The organism is Propionivibrio sp. (assembly GCF_047602565.1).
Lineage (GTDB): Bacteria > Pseudomonadota > Gammaproteobacteria > Burkholderiales > Rhodocyclaceae > Propionivibrio.
This window is the reverse complement of the sequence record NZ_JASGGX010000001.1, coordinates 2356210-2376894: the sequence shown is the minus strand read 5'-3', so window position 1 is coordinate 2376894 and position 20685 is coordinate 2356210. Positions and strand designations below refer to the sequence as shown.

General features: G+C 69.0%; 21 protein-coding genes and 2 pseudogenes. 9 read left to right on the top strand and 14 right to left on the bottom strand.

The window, feature by feature from the left end:
* Window positions 1–2 precede the first annotated feature (2 nt).
* From QM701_RS11115 to QM701_RS11105, 3 genes are read left to right on the top strand one after another with little or no spacing between them, the layout of a single operon-like run.
* Window positions 3–1046, top strand: a complete 1044-nt coding sequence (locus QM701_RS11115; RefSeq protein WP_415167123.1) for an ABC transporter permease subunit — start codon at window positions 3–5, stop codon at window positions 1044–1046.
* On the top strand, window positions 1043–2164 hold the full coding sequence (locus QM701_RS11110) for an ABC transporter permease (protein ID WP_415167122.1): 1122 nt from the start codon (window positions 1043–1045) through the stop codon (window positions 2162–2164). The genes QM701_RS11115 and QM701_RS11110 overlap by 4 nt, the downstream gene beginning before the upstream one ends.
* Window positions 2161–2643 (top strand): DUF6672 family protein, encoded by a 483-nt coding sequence (locus QM701_RS11105; RefSeq protein WP_415167121.1) that lies wholly within the window; start codon window positions 2161–2163, stop codon window positions 2641–2643. Before QM701_RS11110 ends, QM701_RS11105 begins: the two co-directional genes overlap by 4 nt.
* A gap of 45 nt (window positions 2644–2688) precedes the next feature.
* On the opposite strand, the gene QM701_RS11100 is transcribed toward QM701_RS11105, so the two are convergent.
* Entirely contained in the window at window positions 2689–3048 is a 360-nt protein-coding gene (locus tag QM701_RS11100; protein WP_415167120.1) for a zinc-binding dehydrogenase, read from the bottom strand.
* A 73-nt stretch (window positions 3049–3121) separates the two neighbouring features.
* A pseudogene (locus QM701_RS11095) lies at window positions 3122–3751 on the bottom strand (alcohol dehydrogenase catalytic domain-containing protein); the annotation flags it as partial.
* A 178-nt stretch (window positions 3752–3929) separates the two neighbouring features.
* Here QM701_RS11095 and QM701_RS11090 point away from each other — a divergent pair.
* Entirely contained in the window at window positions 3930–4709 is a 780-nt protein-coding gene (locus tag QM701_RS11090) for a DUF3750 domain-containing protein (RefSeq protein ID WP_415167119.1), read from the top strand.
* A gap of 23 nt (window positions 4710–4732) precedes the next feature.
* Complete coding sequence (locus QM701_RS11085) at window positions 4733–5761, top strand: Gfo/Idh/MocA family protein (RefSeq protein ID WP_415167118.1); 1029 nt, start codon at window positions 4733–4735, stop codon at window positions 5759–5761.
* A 30-nt stretch (window positions 5762–5791) separates the two neighbouring features.
* Here the strand turns inward: QM701_RS11085 and bamE are convergent, their stop codons facing one another.
* From bamE to QM701_RS11060, 5 genes are all read right to left on the bottom strand, one after another.
* On the bottom strand, window positions 5792–6283 hold the full coding sequence (gene bamE, locus QM701_RS11080) for an outer membrane protein assembly factor BamE (protein ID WP_415167117.1): 492 nt from the start codon (window positions 6281–6283) through the stop codon (window positions 5792–5794).
* Between the two features lie 8 nt (window positions 6284–6291).
* Complete coding sequence (locus QM701_RS11075; protein WP_415167116.1) at window positions 6292–7002, bottom strand: DUF4197 domain-containing protein; 711 nt, start codon at window positions 7000–7002, stop codon at window positions 6292–6294.
* Window positions 7003–7099: 97 nt separating this feature from the next.
* On the bottom strand, window positions 7100–8515 hold the full coding sequence (locus tag QM701_RS11070; protein WP_415167115.1) for a sigma 54-interacting transcriptional regulator: 1416 nt from the start codon (window positions 8513–8515) through the stop codon (window positions 7100–7102).
* Window positions 8512–9105 (bottom strand): permease, encoded by a 594-nt coding sequence (locus QM701_RS11065; protein ID WP_415167114.1) that lies wholly within the window; start codon window positions 9103–9105, stop codon window positions 8512–8514. The genes QM701_RS11070 and QM701_RS11065 overlap by 4 nt, the downstream gene beginning before the upstream one ends.
* A gap of 19 nt (window positions 9106–9124) precedes the next feature.
* Entirely contained in the window at window positions 9125–10537 is a 1413-nt protein-coding gene (locus QM701_RS11060; protein ID WP_415167113.1) for a sensor histidine kinase, read from the bottom strand.
* A gap of 344 nt (window positions 10538–10881) precedes the next feature.
* Here QM701_RS11060 and QM701_RS11055 point away from each other — a divergent pair, with 344 nt between their 5' ends.
* Entirely contained in the window at window positions 10882–11517 is a 636-nt protein-coding gene (locus tag QM701_RS11055) for a bactofilin family protein (RefSeq protein ID WP_415167112.1), read from the top strand.
* Between the two features lie 119 nt (window positions 11518–11636).
* Window positions 11637–12209 (top strand): annotated as a pseudogene (locus QM701_RS11050) (N-acyl amino acid synthase FeeM domain-containing protein); the annotation flags it as partial.
* Between the two features lie 194 nt (window positions 12210–12403).
* Here QM701_RS11050 and rocF read toward each other — a convergent pair.
* Complete coding sequence (gene rocF, locus QM701_RS11045; protein WP_415167111.1) at window positions 12404–13336, bottom strand: arginase; 933 nt, start codon at window positions 13334–13336, stop codon at window positions 12404–12406.
* Window positions 13337–13481: 145 nt separating this feature from the next.
* On the opposite strand from rocF, the gene QM701_RS11040 reads away from it, so the two are divergent.
* Together QM701_RS11040 and QM701_RS11035 are read left to right on the top strand one after the other, a co-directional pair.
* Complete coding sequence (locus QM701_RS11040; protein WP_415167110.1) at window positions 13482–14489, top strand: lactonase family protein; 1008 nt, start codon at window positions 13482–13484, stop codon at window positions 14487–14489.
* Between the two features lie 46 nt (window positions 14490–14535).
* Window positions 14536–15897 carry a sodium-dependent transporter gene (locus QM701_RS11035; RefSeq protein ID WP_415167109.1) on the top strand — a complete coding sequence of 454 codons (1362 nt, stop codon included), beginning with the start codon at window positions 14536–14538 and terminating at the stop codon, window positions 15895–15897.
* Between the two features lie 13 nt (window positions 15898–15910).
* Here QM701_RS11035 and QM701_RS11030 read toward each other — a convergent pair whose 3' ends face one another.
* From QM701_RS11030 to QM701_RS11005, 6 genes are read right to left on the bottom strand one after another with little or no spacing between them, the layout of a single operon-like run.
* A complete protein-coding gene (locus tag QM701_RS11030; protein WP_415167108.1) occupies window positions 15911–16744 on the bottom strand; it encodes a deoxyribonuclease IV in 834 nt (277 codons plus the stop codon).
* 10 nt (window positions 16745–16754) lie between these two features.
* Window positions 16755–17726 carry a lipoyl synthase gene (gene lipA / locus QM701_RS11025; protein WP_415167107.1) on the bottom strand — a complete coding sequence of 324 codons (972 nt, stop codon included), beginning with the start codon at window positions 17724–17726 and terminating at the stop codon, window positions 16755–16757.
* Entirely contained in the window at window positions 17723–18376 is a 654-nt protein-coding gene (gene lipB / locus QM701_RS11020) for a lipoyl(octanoyl) transferase LipB (protein WP_415167106.1), read from the bottom strand. The genes lipA and lipB overlap by 4 nt, the downstream gene beginning before the upstream one ends.
* 6 nt (window positions 18377–18382) lie before the next feature.
* Window positions 18383–18652: a YbeD family protein gene (locus QM701_RS11015; RefSeq protein ID WP_415167105.1), complete on the bottom strand. Its 270-nt coding sequence runs from the start codon at window positions 18650–18652 to the stop codon at window positions 18383–18385.
* Window positions 18645–19517: a D-amino acid aminotransferase gene (locus tag QM701_RS11010; protein ID WP_415167104.1), complete on the bottom strand. Its 873-nt coding sequence runs from the start codon at window positions 19515–19517 to the stop codon at window positions 18645–18647. The genes QM701_RS11015 and QM701_RS11010 overlap by 8 nt, the downstream gene beginning before the upstream one ends.
* Before the next feature lie 13 nt (window positions 19518–19530).
* Window positions 19531–20676: a D-alanyl-D-alanine carboxypeptidase family protein gene (locus tag QM701_RS11005; RefSeq protein WP_415167103.1), complete on the bottom strand. Its 1146-nt coding sequence runs from the start codon at window positions 20674–20676 to the stop codon at window positions 19531–19533.
* Window positions 20677–20685: the final 9 nt, after the last annotated feature.

Here is a 20685-nt window from a genome sequence, read left to right as displayed (position 1 = left end):
GGATGAAAAGCGTCAAACGTTTCGTCGCCGACTTCGGCCTGCCCCGGATCATCATCACGCTGTACCTGTTCGCCCTGTTCCTGGCGGCGCCCTTCGTCGGCGTGAGCCTGCCGGCGTCGATCTCCGACACGCTGATCCGCATCGGCATGAACGGCATCATGGTCCTGGCGCTGGTGCCGATGATCCAGTCCGGCTGCGGCCTCAACTTCGGCCTCTCGCTCGGCGTCATCGCCGGCCTGCTGGGCGCCACCATCAGCATCGAGATGGGACTCATCGGCGCCTGGGGCTTCGTGATGGCCATCGTCATCTCGCAGGGCTTCGGCGCGGTGTTCGGCTACGGCTACGGCAAGCTGCTCAACCGCGTCAAGGGCGGCGAGATGATGATCGCCACCTACGTCGGCTTCTCCTCGGTGATGATCATGTGCATCGCCTGGCTGATCCTGCCGTTCAAGGACCCGACGATGATCTGGGGCTACGGCGGCACCGGGCTGCGGACCACCATCTCGGTCGAGGGCTTCTGGCGGCATATCCTCGACGACTTCCTGGCCATCCAGATCGGCGACAGCTTCAAGTTCCCGACCGGCGCCATCCTGATCTTCGTCGCGCTGTCCGTCCTGATCTGGGCGTTCTTCCACCTGAAGATCGGCACGGCGATCACGGCGGTCGGCTCCAACCCGACCTACGCGCGCGCCTCCGGCATCAACATCGACCGCATGCGCATCGTCAGCGTGATGATGTCCACCATGCTCGGCGCGTTCGGCATCATCGTCTTCCAGCAGAGCTTCGGCTTCATCCAGCTCTACGAGGGGCCGCTGTACATGGCCTTCCCGGCCGTCGCCGCCATCCTGATCGGCGGCGCCGGGGTGAACAAGGCGACGCTGACCCACGTGTTCATCGGCGCCGCGCTCTACCAGGGCATCCTGACCATGACGCCGTCGATCTTCAACGCGGTGCTCAAGGTGGATATGTCGGACGTGATCCGGATCATCGTTTCCAACGGCATGATCCTCTATGCCCTGACCCGCAAGACAAAGGTGGCAAAATGAGTGCCAAGCTGCGACTTTTCCTGATCGAGAACGCCGTCGTCATCCTCTTCGTCGTGCTCATCGCCATCGCCATTCCCGTCTCCGGGCTGCCGGGCACCTTCCTGATGCAGGAAATCCTGACCCGCCTGGGGCGCAACACTTTCCTGGTGATCGCGCTGCTGCTGCCGATCATGGCCGGGATGGGCCTCAACTTCGGCATGGTCCTCGGCGCCATGGCCGGGCAGCTCGGGCTGATCTTCATCACCGACTGGAACATCGTCGGCATCCCCGGCCTGCTGCTGGCCATGATCATCTCGCTGCCCATTTCGGTGCTGCTCGGCTGGCTCTGCGGCTCGATCATGAACCTGGCCAAGGGGCGCGAGATGGTCACCGGCTTCATCCTCGCCTTCTTCATGAACGGGCTGTACATGATGGTCGTGCTCTACGCCATGGGCAGCATCATCCCGATCCTGAACCCCGAGCTGCTGCTCTCGCGCGGCTACGGCATCCGCAACGTGGTCGGCCTCGACGGCGTCCGGCAGGCCCTCGACACGCTGATCCCGCTCAAGGTCGCCGGACTGAACATCCCGGTGTTCAGCTTCCTGATCATCGCGGCGATCAGCGGCTTCATCGTCTGGTTCCGCAACACCAAGCTCGGCCAGGACATGCGCGCCGTCGGCCAGGATCGCGCCGTGTCCGGCGCGGCCGGCATCCCGGTCGAGCGGACGCGCATCCTGGCGATCATCATCTCGACGGTGCTGGCCGGCATTGGGCAGATCATCTTCCTGCAGAACCTGGGCACCATCAACACCACCAGCTCGCACGAACAGATCGGCATGTTCTCGATCGCCGCGCTGCTCATCGGCGGCGCCTCGGTGACCAAGGCCTCGATCCCCAACGTGATCGTCGGCGTGATCCTCTTCCACCTGCTGTTCCTGGTCTCGCCGATGGCCGGCAAGAACCTCATCGGCTCGGGCATGCTGGGCGAGTATTTCCGGCAGTTCGTCAGCTACGGCGTCATCGCCCTGGCGCTGGTGCTCTACGAGTGGAAGCGCGTGACCCAGGAGAACGACTCGCGCGCCACGCTGCGCGGCGGCGCCTCGCCGGCGGCGAAGGGCGCGAAAGGCGGTGCGGCATGACTTCCAGGAGCCTTGTGCAACGCGGCGGCGTGCTGGTCGCCCTGATCGCGCTGTCGGTCTATCTCTTCTACATCGGCAAGGGGCACAGCCTGCTCATCGACACCAACGCGCTCACCATCGACGGCAAGGAGCTGCGGGCGCCGGAGGAGATCGAGGTGAGCGTCAACGGCCAGCCCGCCGAATCGATGGGCCGCGCCGAGCGCATCCAGGTTCTGGTCGGCGGGCCGAAGCACACGATCACCATCGAGGTCGTCTCCGGCGAGGAGAAGAAGGTGGAGAAGCGCTTCACCGTGCCCACCTTCATGGAATCGGCGATCGTCTCGATCCCGGCCATCCTCGGCGAGGCGCCCGCCGAGCACTGGGTCTCGGCGTTCACCCCGCCGCCGGCCGAGGAAGCCCCGGCCGAGCAGATGCAGCATGATGAACAGGACGCGCCGGCCTCGCCGGATGCGGCGGCGCCGGAGCCGCCCAAGCCCTGACCGGCCGCGGGCGACGTGCCGGGCGGCGCGGCGCCCGCGCCCCGGCTACTCCGCCTTCAGCGAAGCCATGTCGATCGAGAAGCGGTACTTTACGTCGCCCTTGAGCAGCCGCGCGTAGGCTTCGTTGATCTTCTGGATCGGGATCAGCTCGATGTCGGCGGTGATGTTGTGCACGCCGCAGAAATCGAGCATCTCCTGCGTCTCGGCGATGCCGCCGATGAGCGACCCGGACAGGCTCTTGCGGCCGAACAGCAGGGCGAACGAGGAAATCTCGAACGGCTTCTCGGGCGCCCCGACCAGCGTCAGATTGCCGTCCACGGCGAGCTGGTGCAGGTAGGCGTTGATGTCGTGCGGGGCCGAAACCGTGTCGAGGATGAAGTGGAAGGTCCCGGCGTGCCTGGCCATCTCGTCCGGCTGCGTCGAACAGCACGACCTCGTGCGCGCCCAGGCGCAGCGCGTCCTCCTCCTTTTCCGGCGAGGTGGTGAACACCACCACGTGCGCGCCGAACGCGCGGGCGAACTTGACGGCCATGTGCCCCAGTCCGCCCAGGCCGACCACGCCGACCTTCTGGCCCGGTCCGACCTGCCAGTGGCGCAGCGGCGAATAGGTGGTGATGCCCGCGCAGAGCAGCGGCGCGACGCCGGCGGGATCGAGGTTGGCGGGAATGCGCAGGGCGAAATGCTCGTCGACGACGATGCTTTCCGAATAGCCGCCGTAGGTCACCGGCGCGGTCCCGTGCTTGTCCGGCGAGCCGTAGGTCATCACCTGTGTCGGCGAGAACTGCTCGTGGCCGGCCTGGCAATGCGGGCATGCGGGGTCCGCGTCCACCAGGCAGCCGACGCCGGCCAGATCGCCGACCTTCAGCTTGGTGACGGCCGCGCCGACGCGGGTCACCCGGCCGACGATCTCGTGCCCCGGCACGCAGGGATACACCGTGGGCATGACGCTGTGCCATTCGTCGCGCGCATAGTGCAGGTCCGAGTGGCAGACGCCGCAGTAGAGGATGTCGATCTGCACGTCCCGGTCGGTCGGTTCGCGGCGGGGAATCGTGTCCGATTGCAGCGGGGAGGTGGCGCTGGCGGCGGAATAGGCTTTGGATCGGTACATGATGAAGGCTCCGGAGAGGTTGGGTGCCGATTGTGACACGCGCTTTCCCGGTCGGTTCGATGTCGGCCGGAGCGAGGTCTCGCTGCGGCGCGGCGCCGTTGCGTGGCGGCCGCATGCGCGCCGCCGCGCGTTCCGCTACGATAGCGGACACGTTCCGCTCACGAGCATCGAGAGTGTCATGAAGAGAATCAGGCGCGTCACCTTCGGCTTCTGGGCAATCCTCTGCCTGTCTTTCGGCCTCAGCTTGGCCAACGCCTCGCTGTCGGGCGACGGCGGGCCGGAAACCCGTAGCTGGCGCACGGCGCCGCGCCACTCGGCGGGAATCGCGCCCGATCCGGCGCGCGAGGCCGACGTCGCCATCGTGCAGGTCTACTCGGCGGCGACGTACGGCTGGCGCGGCCTGTTCGCGCAGCATCCGTGGATCATCTTCAAGCGCTCGGGAAAAACCGCCTTCACCCGCTACGACGTGGTCGGCTGGCGCGGCAGCGACGTGGTCCAGCGCAACTACGCGCTGCCCGACGGATTGTGGTACGGCGCGCAGCCCCGGCTGCTGGTCGATCATCGCGGGGACGGCGTCGACGCCATGATCGACGCGATCGAGGCGGCCATCAAAAGCTATCCCTACGCGCATACCTACCGCAGCTATCCGGGGCCCAACAGCAACACCTTCCTGGCCCACATCGGGCGGCAGGTGCCGGCGCTCAAGCTCGACCTGCCGGCCAACGCGATCGGCAAGGACTACCGTCCGCTCGCCGATCCGGCGGGCCTGTCGCCCTCGGGCAGCGGCGTGCAGCTCTCCCTGCTCGGCCTGCTCGGCGCCAGCGTCGGCGTGCAGGAAGGCATCGAGATCAACGTCCTCGGGCTGAATTTCGGGCTCGACCTCAACAGCGTGGGGTTCCGGCTGCCGTTCATCGGCCGCATCGGCCTGGACGACACGACCGTTTCGCACCATCCATAACCAAGAATCCCAAGGAATCGATCATGCAGAAAACCATCAACTGGGGCGTGCTCGGCGCGGCCAACATCGCCAGGAAATTCTCGATGCCGGGCCTGAAGGCGGCGCCGAGCGCCACGCTCCTCGCGCTCGCCTCGCGCGACCTCGACAAGGGCCGCGCCGTGGCGCGCGAGCTGGACATTCCCAAGCTCCACGGCAGCTACGAGGCGCTGCTGGCCGATCCGGAAATCGACGCCGTCTATATTCCGCTGCCCAACCGCCTGCATTTCGAATGGTCGGTGCGCGCGCTCGAAGCCGGCAAGCACGTCCTCTGCGAAAAACCGCTGTGCATGACCTCCGCCCAGATCGAGGAGCTCTGCGCCGTGCGCGACCGGACGGGCAGGCACGTCGAGGAAGCCTTCGCCTTCCGCAATCATCCGCAGTGGACCAAGGTCCGGGAAATCCTGGCGGGCGGCGCGCTCGGCCCGGTGCGGGCGGTGCACGGCATGCTCGCCAAGCAGTTCTTCGATCCGCAGGACATCCGCAACAACCCGGCCGAGGGCGGCGGCGCCGTGTACGACCTCGGCTCGTACGCCGTCTGCGCCTGCAACATGATCTTCCGGCGCCCGCCGTCGCGCGTCGTCGCCGCGCTGGAAACCGATCCCGCCTTCGGCATCGACCGCCTGTCGAGCGCGCTGCTCGATTACGGCGACTGCCATGCCGCCTTCACGGTCGCCACCCAGTCCGGCGGCGACGGCTGGGGTTCGCAGCAGCAACTGTCGATCCTCTGCGCGCGCGGCTGGCTGCGGCTCGACTTTCCCTATTCGCAGGTGCGCCCGACCGCCTGCCGCCTGGAGCTCGGCGACAGTTCGGGCGTCGGCGCCTTTCCCACGGCGACCTTCGATTTCGAGGCGGTCAACCAGTTCACCCTGCAGGGCGAACGCTTTTCCAGGCTGCTGCTCGGCGACGCGGTGCCCGCGTGGCCGATCGAGGAATCGCGCGACGCGCTGCGGATCATCGAGGGCATCTTCGCCTCGGCGCGGAGCGGCGGCTGGCAGGTGCTGCCCGGCCGTTGATGATGCGCTGACGGGGGCGCCGGCGGCGGCTCAGCCGCCGGACAGCGCCTTGAAATGGGTGCCGGTGCGGGTGACGCGGCCCTGTTCGTCGAAATACACGTCGAAGAAATAGTCGTAGGCGGATTCGGTCCTGGTCTTCCAGTCCCAGACGTATTCCTTCTTCAGCGGGTAGTACTGCTCGCTGGCCGGCTGGCCGAGCAGGCGCCGGACCTGCTCGCGGGTCATGCCCTCCCGCACGCGGGCGAAATTCGCTTCGGTGAGCACCTGCCGCACCGCGCGCAGGACCTTGTCCGGCCCGAAGTCGATCATGTAGTTGACCACGCCGTTCGGCGTGCGCGGATACTCCCAGGTGACCGAGCCGTCCACCTCCTGCCATTCCATCGTCGGCGGCCCCATGATCTCGCGGGTCTGCGCCATGGTGGTGGCGCCGGGCTTGAGCTTGTCGAGGTTGACGCTGTCGCAGGCCGGCAGGAACGCGGCCAGCACGCCGGAAAGGATGCCCGTGAGCAGTCGCCTGAACATGGCGTCCCCTACTTGAGCGCCCCGAACACCTTCTTGATCATCGCCGAGCCGGTGCCCACGGGGTCCTTGCGGATGGCCTTCTCCTGGTCGGCGATCATCAGGAACAGGCCGTCCATCGCCTTGTTCGTCACGTAGGAATCGAGGTCGGCGTTCTTCTTGTCGATCAGGCCGAGCTTGGACGCCTGTCCGGCGTACTGGTTGTACTGGCCGGCCAGGCCGACCTTGGCGGTGGCCTGCTTGACGATCGGCAGGAATCTGGCGGTGATGTCGTTCGAGGTGGTGCGCTTGAAGTACTGCGTCGCCGCGTCGTCGCCGCCGGTCAGGATGCCGCGCGCGTCGTCGAAGCTCATGCTCTTCACCGCGTTGACCAGGATCGGCCTGGCCTCGACCACGGCCATCTCGGCGGCGCGGTTCATCGTCTCGACGAGTTCCTCGGCCTGCTTCTTCATGCCGAAGGCGCGCATCGCCTTCTCCGCCGACTGGAGCGGCTCGGGCAGCGGAATCCGCACGCGCTTGTTGCCGAGGAAGCCGTCCTTCTGGCCGAGCTGTCCGACGGCGGCTTCGGCGCCGCGCGTGAGCGCCTCCTTGAGGCCCGCGGCCGTGTCGCCGCTGGACAGCGCGTCGAGCCCGGCGGCCATGGCCGGAGCGCCCAGGACCAGCAGTCCGGCCAGCCAGAAGACACGTGCGGCGCCGAGCAGGCGGCGAAGGCTGTTGCGCATGGCGAATCTCCATTCGGAAAGAGTGGCGGGTACGTTACGCCGGGACGCCCGCGCACGGCAAGTTAACAACTGTGAAATCGCGCGGCAGGGTGGCGGCTCAGGCCGGGCTGCCGCCCTGGCCGCCGGCGTCGTCGTCGGCCTCGCCGTTGCCGCGGAACAGGCTGGGCGTCAGCTCGTACTTCTGCAGCAGGCGGTAGAACTCGGTGCGGTTGCGGTCGGCGATGCGCGCGGCGTCGGCGACGTTGCCCTCGGTGAGCTTGAGCAGCCCGATCAGGTAGTTGCGTTCGAAGCGCTGCTTGGCCTCGGCGTAGGTCAGCGCCTCCATGCTCGGGATGCGCAGCGCGCGCTGGATCAGCGGCAGGCTGATCAGCGCCGTGGTGGCCAGCGCGCAGCACTGCTCGACGACGTTGTAGAGCTGGCGCACGTTGCCCGGCCAGGCCGCCGTGGACAGGGCTTCGAGCGCGTCCGGCGCGATGCCGGTGATGCCCTTGTCGTACTTCTTGACCAGCTGCTGCATGAAGTGGTTGGCCAGCAGCGGAATATCCTCGCGGCGCTCCTCCAGCCGCGGCAGGGTCAGGGTGACCACGTCCAGGCGGTAGTACAGGTCCTCGCGGAACAGCCCGTCGGCCATGGCGGCTTCCAGGTCGCGGTGGGTGGCGGAGAGCACGCGCACGTCCACCGGCTCGGCGCGCGTCGCCCCGACCGGGCGCACGGCCTGGTCCTGCAGCACGCGCAGCAGCTTGACCTGCAGCGGCAGCGGCATATCGCCGATCTCGTCGAGGAACAGCGTGCCGCCGTCGGCCGCCTTGAACAGGCCGCCGTGCTCGCTGGTGGCGCCGGTGAAGGCGCCGCGCACGTGCCCGAACAGCTCGGATTCGAGCAGCTGCTCCGGGATCGCGCCGCAGTTGATGGCCACGAAAGGCGCCTTGCAGCGCGGACTGGCGCGGTGGATGGCGCGGGCGAACACTTCCTTGCCGGTGCCGCTCTCGCCGCGGATCAGCACGCTGGCGTCGGTGGCGGCGACCACGCGGGCCTCCTCCATCAGCTCGGCCATGCGCCGGCTGCGGTAAACGATGCCGTCCTGCCAGTCGCCTTCGCAGCCGGTCGAGGCGCCGCCGGCGATCGGCGAGACGCGCAGCGCCTGCTGCACCTTCTCGTACAGCAGCTTGCTGTCGAACGGCTTGGTCAGGTAGCCGAAAACGCCTTGCGACATGGCCTGCACGGCGTCGGGGATGGTGCCGTGCGCGGTGATCAGGATCACCGGCAGGGTCGGCTGCGTGGCGTGCAGCTCCTTGAACAGCGTCAGGCCGTCCTTGCCCGGCAGGCGGATGTCGCTGATCACCAGCTGCGGCGTCTCGATGGCGATGCGCGACAGGCCTTCCTCGGCGGAGGCCGCCGTCGAGATGCGGATGCCCCACGAACGCAGGCGCATCGACAGCAGGCGCAGCAGGTCCGGATCGTCGTCGATCACCAGCACGTGGGCCGGCGCCAGCCGGGACGCCTCGCCGATCATGGCACGGGCCTCCCGGCGTTGGGGCGGACCGGGATGGAGCGCTCGATGTCGGTCAGCGCGTCGAGCTTCTCCTGCAGTTCGTCGCGCTTTTCCTGCAGCTCGTCGCGCCGGCGCTGGGCATCCTTCAACTGCTGGCCGAGGCGCTCGCCCTGCGCTTCGAGCCGCATCCGCTCCTGGTACTGGATGGCCAGCAGGCGGGCCAGCGGGTGCAGGCTGGCCGCCTCCGGCTCGCGCGCGCGCAGCACCGCCTCCAGCAGCGCCGCCGCGCGCGGCAGGTCGGCGCCCGTGCGCGGCATGCCGAGCAGCATGGCCAGGCGCACCCGCACCGAAGGGGAGACCGGGATCGCCGTCAGCGTCTGCCGTTCGCGCGCCAGCTCGGCCGGCGCCATGCGCTGCAGCAGATGGTAATAGCCGAGCAGCGGCAGCATCGCCGTTTCGTTGACCAGCGCCGGCGCGACCACCGGCTCCGGCGGCTCCTCCGGCTCGACCGCGGCGGCGACGGGCGGCGGCGGCGTTGCGCACGCCGCGAGCAGGCCGCAGGCGCCGACGGCGGCCAGGAAAGACGGGCGGAAGCGGAGCGATGGGGTCATGGCGGTGGCTCGGTGGGCTTCAATGGGCAAGGGTCCAGGGCAGGGCGATCTCGAAGTGCGCGCCCGGGCTGCCGGCCGACAGCAGCCGGATCTCGCCGTCCATGACGGCCAGCAGCTCGCGCACGATGGACAGGCCGACGCCGCTGCCCTGCCGCTCGACCGGCGGAGGGCGCTGCCCCTGCACGAACGGCGCGAAGATCCGTTCGGCGTCCTCGGCCGCGACGCCGGGACCCTGGTCGATGCAGGCGACGTACAGCCGGTTTCCTTCGATGCGGCCTTCGAGCCGGATGGTACCCCCGTCCGGGCTGAAATCGACGGCGTTCGACAACAGATTGTCGAGGACCACGCGCAGCTTGTCGCCGTCCAGCAGCCCGCTGGCCGGCGGCGGATTGCTCAGCACCTTGAGCCGGCGCGCCTGGATCTGCAACTCCCGGTCCTGCACCACGTCGTCGAACAGCCGCCGCAGGCTGACCGGCCGGCGGTGCAGCCGGCGGGCGCCCAGCGACACGGCGTTGAGCCGCAGCAGGCTCTCGATGTGGTTCTGCAGCGCGCGGGCGTTGGCGTCCAGGATATCCACCACCTCGCGCTGCGTGCCTTCGAGCGGCCCGGCGATTTCCTCCTGCAGCAGGGCGACGCCTTCGCGCAGCGCGGTCAGCGGCGTCTTCAGCTCGTGCGAGACGTGCCGCAGCGTGCGCTCCCGCTCGGTCTCCAGTTCGCTCAGGCGCAGGCGCAGCCAGTCCAGCCGGCGTCCCACCTGGGCCAGGTCGGACGGCCCGCGCACGTGCACCGGCTCGTCGAAGCGGCTCTCGCCCAGGCGCTCGATGGCGTTCTCGATGGCCCTGATCGGCCGCGACAGCCACCAGCCCATGGCCAGCGCCACCAGGAAGGCGGCGGCGATGCTCGCCGCGACCAGCGTGCCGAAGCGCAGGCGGCCCTCGTCCAGCTCGGCGAGGCCCTCGGCCTGCCGCCGCTCGACCAGCCGGCGGCCGCGCTGTTCGAGTTCGCCGTTGATCGCCGAGAGCCGTCCGAGCAGCGCCGGCAGCTCGGCGAACGGTGCCGGCCCGTGCAGGCCCGCGTCGATCATCTCGACCGTATGCTTCCACTCGCCGGGCAGGGTGCCGAGCGGGCGGGATTCCAGCGCGTCCAGCCGTGCCGCCGCGGCCAGCGCGCTTCTGGCCTGGGCGCCGAAGCGGTCCAGCACGGCGCGGTCGTGCAGCACCGCGTACTGGCGGGCGCTGCGTTCGAGGTCGATGGTCCGCTCGGCCAGTTCCTGGATCGAGGTGCTGACCTGCACGGCCAGTTCGCCGGTCTCGCGCGTCTGCCGGGCGAAATGTTCGAGCAGGAACCAGCCGTGCGCCCCGGCCCAGCCGAGAAAGACGACGATCAGCAGCAGGCCGGCCGACATGCTCTGGCGGAAAGAGATGCGGATCATGGACGGGAAGGGTGGCGGGAACGGGGCGGAATGGGCGGATGCGGTGGCGGGAAGAACGATGGAAGCGTACCAGATCGCCCGGACCCGGCGCACGGCGCAACGCGATGGAATTTTGCCCGCCATCGCCTTGTCGCCATTTGGCGACAGATTAATGGATTGATTTAACGATGTTTTTGTCTTGATGACGAATGTGCGTCGCCTCCCGGCGACACGATCCCGCGCAAAACGTTCCCCGGATTTCAGCCATTTTTTTCAGCCGTTTGTTTTTATGGAGAAATTTTTTCTGGCACGGATATCGCTCAAAGGCATCGATGTTTGTGAATTCACCCAAGGAAGGAAGCTCCGTGTTCAACAAATCGACCCTGTTCAATCGCAACGATCCCGTGCCGCGCCGGGAATCCGGCCCGGTATCGTCGGCCGCGGCGCGTCCCGCCGCCGGAATGGGCGAGAGTACGGCCGCCCGGCCGCCGGTGCCTGCCCGGGACGTGCCCGTGCCTCCCGCCGCCGCGCCAGCGCCTGCCGCCGCGTCCCCCGCGCCGGTGCCGCCGGCGCCGAAGGAGAGCGCCGCTGCCGAGAAGGACGCCGATTCCGGCCTGGGCGCGCGCCTGATCGTCGGGCCGGACGTGAAGCTCAAGGGCGCGGAAATCCTGGATTGCGACACGCTGGTCGTCGAAGGCCGCGTCGAAGCGACGATGGACAGCCGCGTGATCCGCATCGCCGAGCATGGCGCCTTCATCGGCAAGGTCAGCATCGACGTCGCCGAGATCCACGGCTCGTTCGAAGGCGAACTGACCGCGCGTTCGCAGCTGATCATCCACTCGACCGGCCGGGTCACCGGCACGATCCGCTACGGCAAGCTGGTGGCGGACGAGGGATGCGAGCTGTGCGGCGACATCAACGTGCTGTCCGCGCCGTCGGCCGCCAAGGCCAGGAGCGCGCCCGAACCGGCCGCCACCGTGTTGAGCGGGACGGCCAATTGAGCGTCGTTTGACGCCGCCCGCCCGAATCGGAGGCAAAGGAGGCCCGGAAGCACGGGCCGGAAATTTCTTTTCTGTGCCATCATGCATGGCCGCTTGAAGTGTTCAAAACGAGAAGAATCATGAAGGGAGAAACGACGCCGCAGTCCGGTCCGCAGGCCGACTGCTTTCTTGCGGGGACGGTGGTCCAGCTCGCCGCGTGTTGCCGGGCGCTGCTGCCGCCCCGCCGGACGGACGGATACGACATCCGCCTGGCGCGCACGCAGTCGCAGCAGGGCGCGGTCAACCGCCTGGTGCGCCGGATGTACGCCTGGCGCGGCTATAGCATGCAGTCCTCGACCTACCCGCCGAACGATCCGAACCGCACGACCCTGGCCGTCTGGCAGGGCGACGAGGCGATCGCCACGCTGACCCTGGGCTGCGACTCGCCGGGCGGCCTGCTGGCCGACGGGCTCTACGCGCCGGAACTGGCCGGCCTGCGCCGCCAGGGGCGGGTGCTCTGCGAAGTCACGCGGCTGGCCGTGCATCCGGACTTCAGTTCCGGACGCATGCTCGACACCCTGTTCCACGCGGCGCTGGTGTTCGGCCGCGAGCATTACCGCGCCAGCGACGCGGTGATCGAGGTCAATCCGCGCCACGTGCGTTTTTACGAACACCGCTTCGGCTTCCGGCAGGTCGGCACGCTGCGCCAGTGCCCGCGCGTCGAACGCGCCGGCGGTGCTGCTGCACCAGGCGCTCGGCCGGCTGACCGTGTTCGGCGCGCGGACGGAGGAGCCGCACGCAGCCTGGGCCGAGGTCGGCGAGCTGGCGGCCGCCGGCTGATGCGGCCGCGTCCGCAAGGGCGCATCCTTTTGCGCATGCCGCGTCGCGGCGGCCGTGCGTCTTCCGGCTACTGCGCGCCCTGGCCGCCGCGCATCAGGGTGCTTTTGCCGAACAGGCTCTCGATCAGGTCCACGGCCAGCTCAGCGGTGCGGTTGCGCACGTCGAGCGCCGGATTGAGCTCGACCACGTCGAGCGAGGCCAGGCGGCCGGTGTCGGCGACCATCTCCATGCACAGCTGCGCCTCGCGGTAGGTCGGCCCGCCGCGCACCGTGGTGCCGACGCCCGGCGCGATGTCGGGGTCGAGGAAGTCGACGTCCAGGCTGACGTGCAGGTGCGTGTCGGGCGCGACCAGCGCCAGCGCCAGTTCCATGGCGTGGCGCATGCCCATCTCGTCGATGTAGCGCATGTCGTAGACCTCGATGCCGGCGTCGTGCACCAGCCGCTTTTCGCCCGGATCGACGCTGCGGATGCCGATCTGGCGGATGTCCTTCGGGTTGAGCGCGGGGATGAAGCCGGCCATGTCCACCAGTTCGCGCGGGCCGTGCCCGCACAGGCTGGCGACCGGCATGCCGTGCAGGTTGCCAGAAGGCGTCAGCGCCGCGGTGTTGAAGTCGGCATGGGCGTCGAACCACAGCACGCGCAGCTTCCTGCCGTGCTCGCGGCAATGCCGGGCCACCGCGCTGATCGAGCCGATGGAGAGCGAGTGGTCGCCGCCGAGCAGGATCGGCAGGCGGTCCGCGCCGAGCTCCGCGTAAACCGCGTCGTGCACGGCGCGGTTCCAGGCGGTGACCTCGGCCAGATGGCGGAAGCCGCCGATCGCCGGCAGCCCCGGATTGGCCGGACCGGCGACGTTGCCGCGATCGCGCACTTCGAGGCCGAAGCGCGCGATGGCCTCGGCGATCCCCGCCACGCGCAGCGCCTCCGGCCCCATGCGGGTTCCGGCCAGGCCGGCGCCGACGTCGGTCGGCGCGCCGATCAGGCTGACACAGGTTTTCTTCATCTTTTTCTCCGTCATTGCGATGGACGACCGGGATGACGACGCAGGAAGTCGTTTCGACCGCTGCGACACGGCGGGTCAATTCTTCCGTGGTCAATTCCGAGGATTTACGTACACTAGCAGTTCCTCCGTTCCGGGAACTTCTGCCATGACTCAGACCTTCATCTACGTTTCGTGTGCCGCGAGCCGCGAGATCGCCGTGTTTGCCCTGGATACGCGCAGCGGCGACGCCGAGCTGCGGCAACGCCTGTCCGTGCCGGGCAGTCCGCTGCCGATGCGCCTCAGCCCGGACGGCCGCCTGCTGCTGGTCGGCCTGCGCGGGGAGAACGCGCTGCTGACCTGCTCGATCGACCGGGCGAGCGGCCTGCTCGCCCTGCTCGGCGCCGTGCCGTCTCCCGGCGCGCCGGTCTACGTGAGCTGCGACGGCGCCGTGCGGAACGCTTTCGTCGCCTCCTACGGCGACCACCTGCTGGCCGTCTTTCCGCTCGATCCGGACGGACGTCCCGCGCCGGCGACGCAGGTCGAGACCGGCCTGCCGCGCGCGCACGCCGTGCTGGCGGACGGGAGCGGCCGCTGGCTGCTGGTGCCGACGCTCGGCGCGGACGCGATCCGCGTCTACCGCCTCGATCCCGACGGTCGCATCGAGCCGAACCTGCCGCCGCTGGTCCTGGTCCGCCCCGGCAGCGGCCCGCGCCATCTGGTGTTCTCGCCGGACAACCGCTACGTCCATTGCCTCAACGAACTCGACGGCAGCATCGACGTGCTCGCCTTCGACGCCGACGCGGGCACGCTGGAGCTCAAGCAATCGGTGAGCATGATGCCGCACGGCTTCACCGGCGCGCCGTGGGCCGCCGAACTGCGCGCCACGCCCGACGGTGCCTTCCTCTACGCCAGCGACCGGCGCTCCAGCACGCTGGCCGTCTTCGCGGTGGACGCGCAGAACGGGCAACTGTCGCTGTTCGGCCATTACCCGGCGGAGGAGCAGCCGCGCGGCATGGCCGTCGATCCCTCGGGACGCTGGCTGGCGGTCGCCGGGGAGCTGTCCGGACAGCTGGCGATCCATGCCATCGACCCCGACACCGGCCGTCCGGAGCAGCGCTGCCGGGTGGCGGCCGGGGAGGACCCGATCTGCATCGAAATCCTTGCCCTGCCGTGACCCATCGGTGACATACTGGCGCACTTTCTTGAACGGAACAGCGCCTATGTCACCACCCGTACGCGACGGTTTCACCAGCACTTTCGGCGTCCTGCTCGCCACGCTCGGCTCGGCCGTCGGGCTGGGCAACATCTGGAAATTCCCGTCGCTGACGGGCATGAACGGCGGCGCCGGCTTCCTGCTGGTGTACCTGCTGGCCACGCTGCTCGTCGGCCTGCCGGTGATGATCGTCGAGACCATGCTCGGGCGGGCGGCGCGCGCCGACGCCATTTCCACCTTCGAACAGGTGGCGCCGCGCGGGCAGGGCGGCTGGCAGGTGATCGGCTGGATGGGCGCCCTGTCGGCGCTGCTGATCATGGCCTTTTATTCCGAAGTCGCGGGCTGGGTGTACGCCTACGTGCTCAAGGCGATGACCGGCGAGATCGCGACCACCGACCCGAAAGCCGCGGGCGCGGCCTTCGGCGCGCTGGTCTCCGACCCGGTGGCCTCGCTGCTCTGGCAATGGGTGGTGCTCGGCGTGACCGGCGGCATCATCATGCTCGGCGTGTCCAAGGGCATCGAGGCGGTCACGCGCCGGCTGATGCCGCTGCTGTTCGTCCTGCTGCTGGTGCTGTGCGCGCGCAGCCTGACCCTGCCCGGCGCCGCCGGCCCCGGCCTGGCCTTCCTGTTCAGCCCGGATCTGGCGAAGATCACGCCCGCCGTGGTGCTCACCGCGCTCGGCCTGGCGTTCTTCAAGCTGTCGATCGGCATGGGCACCATGCTCACCTACGGCAGCTATTTCCGCGCGGACCAGAACATCCCCGCCACCGCCACGCGCGTGATGTTCGCCGACCTGTCGGTGTCGCTGCTCGCCGGCATCGCCATCTTTCCGGCCGTCTTCGCCTTCGGCTTCGAGCCGGCCGCCGGCCCGTCGCTGGTGTTCATGACCATCCCGGCGGTGTTCGCCTCGATGCCCGGCGGCACGGCGTTCATGACCATCTTTTTCCTGCTCACCGCGATCGCCAGCGTGGGCGCGATCCTGTCGCTGCTGGAGGTGCCGGTGGCCATCCTGTCCGAGCGCTTCGGCTGCGGGCGCAAGCGGGCGTCGCTGTTCACCATCCTGGCCATCGCATTCTTCGGCATGCCGGCCGCGCTGTCGCAGAGCCTGACCGCCGGCGTCAATGTGTTCGGCATGAACGCCTTCGACCTGTACGATTTCCTGAGCTCCGACGTCATGCTGCCGCTGGGCGGCATCCTGATCTGCCTGTTCGTCGGCTGGGTGTACGGCCTGCCGCGCCTGCAGGAGCAGCTCGGCAACCATGGCAGCCTGCAGAACGACGGGCTGGTCCGGGGCGTCTTCTTCCTGGTGCGCTACCTCACGCCGCTGCTGATCGCGGTGGTGCTGCTGCACGGGCTGAAAGTATTCTGAGCGCGGGCCCGCCTCACGGGCGGTAAAGCCCGCGCAGCAGGGCGATCTCGCCGGCGTAGCCGGGCAGCTCGTTCGGCGTTTCGAGCACGAAGGGCAGCCGCCGCAGCGCCGGGTGGTTGATCACCCGCGCGATCGCCTCCACGCCGAGCTGGCCGTGGCCGATGCGCGCGTGGCGGTCCTTGCGGCTGCCGCGCGGGTTCATGCTGTCGTTGAGGTGCACGGCGCGCAGGCGGTCGAGCCCGATCGTCCGGTCGAATTCCTCCAGCACGCCGTCGAGGTCGCCGGCGACGTCGTAGCCGGCGTCATGCAGGTGGCAGGTGTCGAGGCAGACGCCCATTTTCTCCTGCAGCACGACGCCGTCGAGGATGCGCCGGATCTCCCCGAACTCGCGCCCCACTTCGCTGCCCTTGCCGGCCATGGTTTCGAGCAGCACCGTGGTGCGCAGGTCCGGCGTCAGCACCGCGTTGAGTTGTTCGACGATCAGCGCGATGCCGGCCTCCACGCCCTGGCCGACGTGGCTGCCGGGGTGGAAGTTGTAGAGGTTGCCGGGCAGCCGCTCCATGCGCCGCAGGTCGTCGCGCATCGTCTCCAGCGCAAAGCTCCGCGTCTGTGCATCGGCCGAGCAGGGGTTCAGGGTGTAGGGCGCGTGCGCCAGCAGCGGGCCGAGGCCGTTTTCCCCGGCCAGCGCGAGGAAGGCGTCGAGGTCGGCTTGGTCCAGGTCCCTGGCCTTGCCGCCGCGCGGGTTGCGGGTGAAGAACTGGAAGGTGTTGGCGCCGATCGCCAGCGCGTCCCGGCCCATGCCGAGAAAGCCGCCGGCGATCGACAGGTGGCAGCCGATGCGCAGCACGGAGGAGGCGCTACGCCACGCCGGCGCTGTGCGCCTGCTGGTCCGCCCAGTAGCTCGAACGCACCATCGGGCCGCAGGCGGCGCCGGAGAAGCCCATCTGTTTCGCTTCCTCCTCGAACATCTTGAAGGTGTCCGGATGCACGTAGCGCAGGACCGGCAGGTGGTGCGACGACGGGGCGAGGTACTGGCCGATGGTCAGCATCTCGACGCCGTGGGCGCGCAGGTCGCGCATCACCTGCAGGATTTCCTCGTCGGTCTCGCCGAGGCCGACCATCAGGCCGGACTTGGTCGGAATCTGCGGGTAGCGCTCCTTGAAGCGGCGCAGGAATTCCAGCGAATGCGCGTAGTCGGCGCCGGGACGGGCCTGCTTGTACAGGCGCGGGACGGTTTCCAGGTTGTGGTTGAGCACGTCGGGCAGCGCGCGGCCGAGCACGTCGACGGCCACGTCCATGCGCCCGCGGAAATCCGGCACCAGCGTTTCGATGACGGTGGCCGGCGAGGCGCCGCGCACCGCGGCGATGACCTCGGCGAAATGCCCGGCGCCGCCGTCGCGCAGGTCGTCGCGGTCGACGCTGGTGATCACCACGTAGCGCAGCTTCAGGTGCGCCACGCTGCCGGCCAGGTGCGCCGGCTCGTCCGGATCGGGCGGCAGCGGCTTGCCGTGGCCGACGTCGCAGAACGGGCAGCGGCGCGTGCAGATGTCGCCGAGGATCATGAAGGTGGCCGTGCCGCGCCCGAAGCACTCGCCGATGTTCGGGCAGGCGGCCTCCTCGCAGACGGTGTGCAGCTTCTGCTCGCGCAGCATGCGCTTGATCTCGCCGAAGCGCCCGATCTCGTTGCCGGCCTTGACGCGAATCCAGGCCGGCTTGCGCAGCGGCTCGGCCACCGGGACGATCTTGATCGGGATGCGCGCCGTCTTCAGTTCGCCCTTCTGCTTGACGCCCGCGATCTTGGAAGCGGGTCCGGGAGTGGGTTCGGTCATGGAGATTCCAGTGGTTTTTCGAGTAAGCGGATCAGGTGCCGGGCGAGCGCCTCGCCGGCCTGCGCCGGCGTCAGGCCGATGCCCAGGTCGCGGGTCTGCGTGACGGGCATGCCGGCGTAGCCGCAGGGGTTGATTGCCGAAAACGGCGCGAGTTCCATGTCCACGTTGAGCGCGAGGCCATGGTAGCTGCAGCCGCGCCGGATGCGCAGGCCGAGCGCGGCGATCTTGGCCGGGAAGGCGTCGTCGCCGGCGCGGTCCACGTAAACGCCGGGCGCGCCGTCGAGGCGCCGCGCAACGGCGCCATGTTCGGCCAGCAGGTCGATCACCGCCTGCTCCAGCCGGCCGACCAGTGCGCGCACGCCGAGGCCGCGCCGGTTGAGGTCGAGCAGCGGATAGACGACGACCTGGCCGGGGCCGTGGTAGGTGATCTGCCCGCCGCGGTCGATCTGCACCAGCGGGATGCCGTTGTCGGCGAGCAGGTGTTCGGGCTTGCCGGCCTGGCCGAGGGTGTATACCGGGGGATGCTCGCAGACCCACAATTCGTCCGCCGTCGCGGCGGTGCGCGCAGCGGTGAAGTCGATCATCGCCCGCCAGGCCGGCACGTAGTCGGTCCGGCCCAGCGGACGGACGAGGACGGGCGCGGCCGCCATGGCGCGCTAGAGCACGACCTTGACCATCGGATGCCCGCTCAGCTCGCGGTAGAGAGCGTCGAGCTGCGCCTTGGAGGTGGCGTTGATGGTGCAGGTGAGGCTGACGTACTTGCCGCCGGACGAGGCGCGCATCTCCATGGTGGCGCCGTCGAAGTCGGGGGCGTGGCGCTGCATGATGGCGAGCACGGTCTGCGCCAGCGCGTCGCCGGACAGCCCCATGATCTTCAGCGGAAAGGCGCAGGGGAATTCGAGCAGCGTGTCTTCCCGCTCAGCCACGGCCTTGCCTCATGACGTCGTCGCGGAAGGCGCGGAACCATGCGTGCATCCTGCGCGTGACCGGCCCCGGCTGGCCGGCGTGCTCGCCCCGGCCGACCGGCCGGCCGTCGAGCGTGACCACGCCCAGCACTTCCTTGCCCGACGAGGTGAGCCAGAGCTCGTCGGCGTCGCGCACCTCCGCCTCGGCCACCGGCCGGATTTCCAGCGGCGCCGCGTGCGCGGCCGCCAGTTCCAGCACCACGTTGCAGGTGATGCCGGGCAGGATCAGGTGGTCCTGCGGCGGTGCCAGGATGACGCCGTCGCGCACGGCGAAGACGTTGGTCGACGAGCCCTCGGTGAGGTAGCCGTCGCGGAACATGATGGTCTCGGCGCAGCCGGCGTCGGCGGCCAGCTGGCGGGCGAGGACGTTGGGCAGCAGGGCGACCGTCTTCAGGTCGCAGCGGCCCCAGCGGATGTCCGGCGCGGTGACCGCGGCGACGCCCGTTTCGCGCTGCTCGGCGGTCGGTCCGACCAGCGGCGCGGTGAAGGCGAACACCGTCGGCGGCACGCCGGGCGGGAAGCAGGCGTCGCGCTTGTCGTCGGCGCCGCGCGTGATCTGGATGTAGATCGCCTGATCCTCGAAACCGGCGTCCGCGGCCAGGCGCAGGATGATCGCCCGCCACTCCGCGTCGGCGTGCGGGTTGGCCAGCCGGATGCCGTCGAGCGAGTGCTGCAGACGGCGCAGGTGCTCGTCGATGCGGAACGGGTGGCGCGAATAGACCGGAATCACCTCATACACGCCGTCGGCGTAGAGAAAGCCCCGGTCGAGCGGCGAGATGCGTGCCTCGGCCAGCGGCAGGAAGCGCCCGTTCAGGTAGGCCGTCATGGCGTTCGCCGGCCTAGTTGAACCACAGCCGCACGGTGTCGATCATGCGCCCGAAGATGCCGGCCACCGGCACGGCCTCGATCGCCACCACGGGATAGTCGCCGTACGGCTTGCCGTCGAACGAGACCTTGAGCGTGCCGACCGGCTGGCCGGCGGCGACCGGCGCCATCAGCGGCTGCTGCGACAGCAGTTCGGTCTTGACGCGCGACGCGAAGCCCTTGGGCACGGAAATGACGAAGTCGCGCTGGAAGCCGGCCTTGACCGTTGACGCGGCGCCCTTCCACACCTTCAGGTTCGACACCGGCTGGTCCTTGGCGTACAGGCGTACGGCCTCGTAGAACTGGAAGCCGTAGTTGAGCAGCTTGAGCGATTCCTGCGTGCGCACGGCGTCCGAGGCGGTGCCGAGCACCACGGAGACGAGGCGGCGGTCGCCGCGCTTGGAGGAAGAGATCAGGCAGTAGCCGGCCGCGTCGGTATGGCCGGTCTTGACGCCGTCCACGGTCGGGTCGAGCCAGAGCAGGCGGTTGCGGTTGGGCTGGGTGATGTTGTTGTAGCGGAATTCCTTCATCGAATAGTACTTGGCGTATTCGTTCGGGAAATCGCGGATCAGCGCGCCGGCCAGGATGGCGAGGTCGCGCGCCGTGGTGTAGTGCTGCGGGTCGGGCATGCCGGCGGCGTTGCGGAAGCTGGTGTTCTTCATGCCCAGGCGCTGGGCCTCGCGGTTCATCATCTGGGCGAAGTTGTCCTCGCCGCCGGCGATCGCCTCGGCCAGCGCCACGCAGGCGTCGTTGCCGGACTGCACGATCATGCCCTTGATCAGGTCCTCCACCGGCACCTGGGTGTTGACCTTGATGAACATGCGCGAACCCTGCGCGCGCCAGGCCTTTTCCGACACCGGCACGGCCTGGTCCAGCTTGATCGTGCCCTGCCTGATCGCGGCGAAGGTCAGGTAGGCGGTCATCAGCTTGGTCAGCGAGGCCGGTTCGATGCGCTCGTCGGCGGCCTGCGCGGCCAGTTCCTGTCCGGACGCCGATTCCACCAGCAGCCAGGACTTGGCGGCCAGCGCCGGCGGCGTCGGCAGCTGCTGGGCGGCGGCCAGCAGCGGGAAAAGCAGCACGATCAGGAAAAAGCGGCGAAGCGACGAACGAAACGTGAGCATGGGGGAGAC

Bases quoted from the DNA above. Each gene is read 5' to 3' on its own strand.
- QM701_RS11115 (WP_415167123.1), top strand. From the start codon at position 3: ATGAAAAGCGTCAAACGTTTCGTCGCCGACTTCGGCCTGCCCCGGATC.
- QM701_RS11110 (WP_415167122.1), top strand. From the start codon at position 1,043: ATGAGTGCCAAGCTGCGACTTTTCCTGATCGAGAACGCCGTCGTCATC.
- QM701_RS11105 (WP_415167121.1), top strand. From the start codon at position 2,161: ATGACTTCCAGGAGCCTTGTGCAACGCGGCGGCGTGCTGGTCGCCCTG.
- QM701_RS11100 (WP_415167120.1), bottom strand. From the start codon at position 3,048: ATGGCCAGGCACGCCGGGACCTTCCACTTCATCCTCGACACGGTTTCG.
- QM701_RS11090 (WP_415167119.1), top strand. From the start codon at position 3,930: ATGAAGAGAATCAGGCGCGTCACCTTCGGCTTCTGGGCAATCCTCTGC.
- QM701_RS11085 (WP_415167118.1), top strand. From the start codon at position 4,733: ATGCAGAAAACCATCAACTGGGGCGTGCTCGGCGCGGCCAACATCGCC.
- bamE (WP_415167117.1), bottom strand. From the start codon at position 6,283: ATGTTCAGGCGACTGCTCACGGGCATCCTTTCCGGCGTGCTGGCCGCG.
- QM701_RS11075 (WP_415167116.1), bottom strand. From the start codon at position 7,002: ATGCGCAACAGCCTTCGCCGCCTGCTCGGCGCCGCACGTGTCTTCTGG.
- QM701_RS11070 (WP_415167115.1), bottom strand. From the start codon at position 8,515: ATGATCGGCGAGGCGTCCCGGCTGGCGCCGGCCCACGTGCTGGTGATC.
- QM701_RS11065 (WP_415167114.1), bottom strand. From the start codon at position 9,105: ATGACCCCATCGCTCCGCTTCCGCCCGTCTTTCCTGGCCGCCGTCGGC.
- QM701_RS11060 (WP_415167113.1), bottom strand. From the start codon at position 10,537: ATGATCCGCATCTCTTTCCGCCAGAGCATGTCGGCCGGCCTGCTGCTG.
- rocF (WP_415167111.1), bottom strand. From the start codon at position 13,336: ATGAAGAAAACCTGTGTCAGCCTGATCGGCGCGCCGACCGACGTCGGC.
- QM701_RS11040 (WP_415167110.1), top strand. From the start codon at position 13,482: ATGACTCAGACCTTCATCTACGTTTCGTGTGCCGCGAGCCGCGAGATC.
- QM701_RS11035 (WP_415167109.1), top strand. From the start codon at position 14,536: ATGTCACCACCCGTACGCGACGGTTTCACCAGCACTTTCGGCGTCCTG.
- lipA (WP_415167107.1), bottom strand. From the start codon at position 17,726: ATGACCGAACCCACTCCCGGACCCGCTTCCAAGATCGCGGGCGTCAAG.
- lipB (WP_415167106.1), bottom strand. From the start codon at position 18,376: ATGGCGGCCGCGCCCGTCCTCGTCCGTCCGCTGGGCCGGACCGACTAC.
- QM701_RS11010 (WP_415167104.1), bottom strand. From the start codon at position 19,517: ATGACGGCCTACCTGAACGGGCGCTTCCTGCCGCTGGCCGAGGCACGC.
- QM701_RS11005 (WP_415167103.1), bottom strand. From the start codon at position 20,676: ATGCTCACGTTTCGTTCGTCGCTTCGCCGCTTTTTCCTGATCGTGCTG.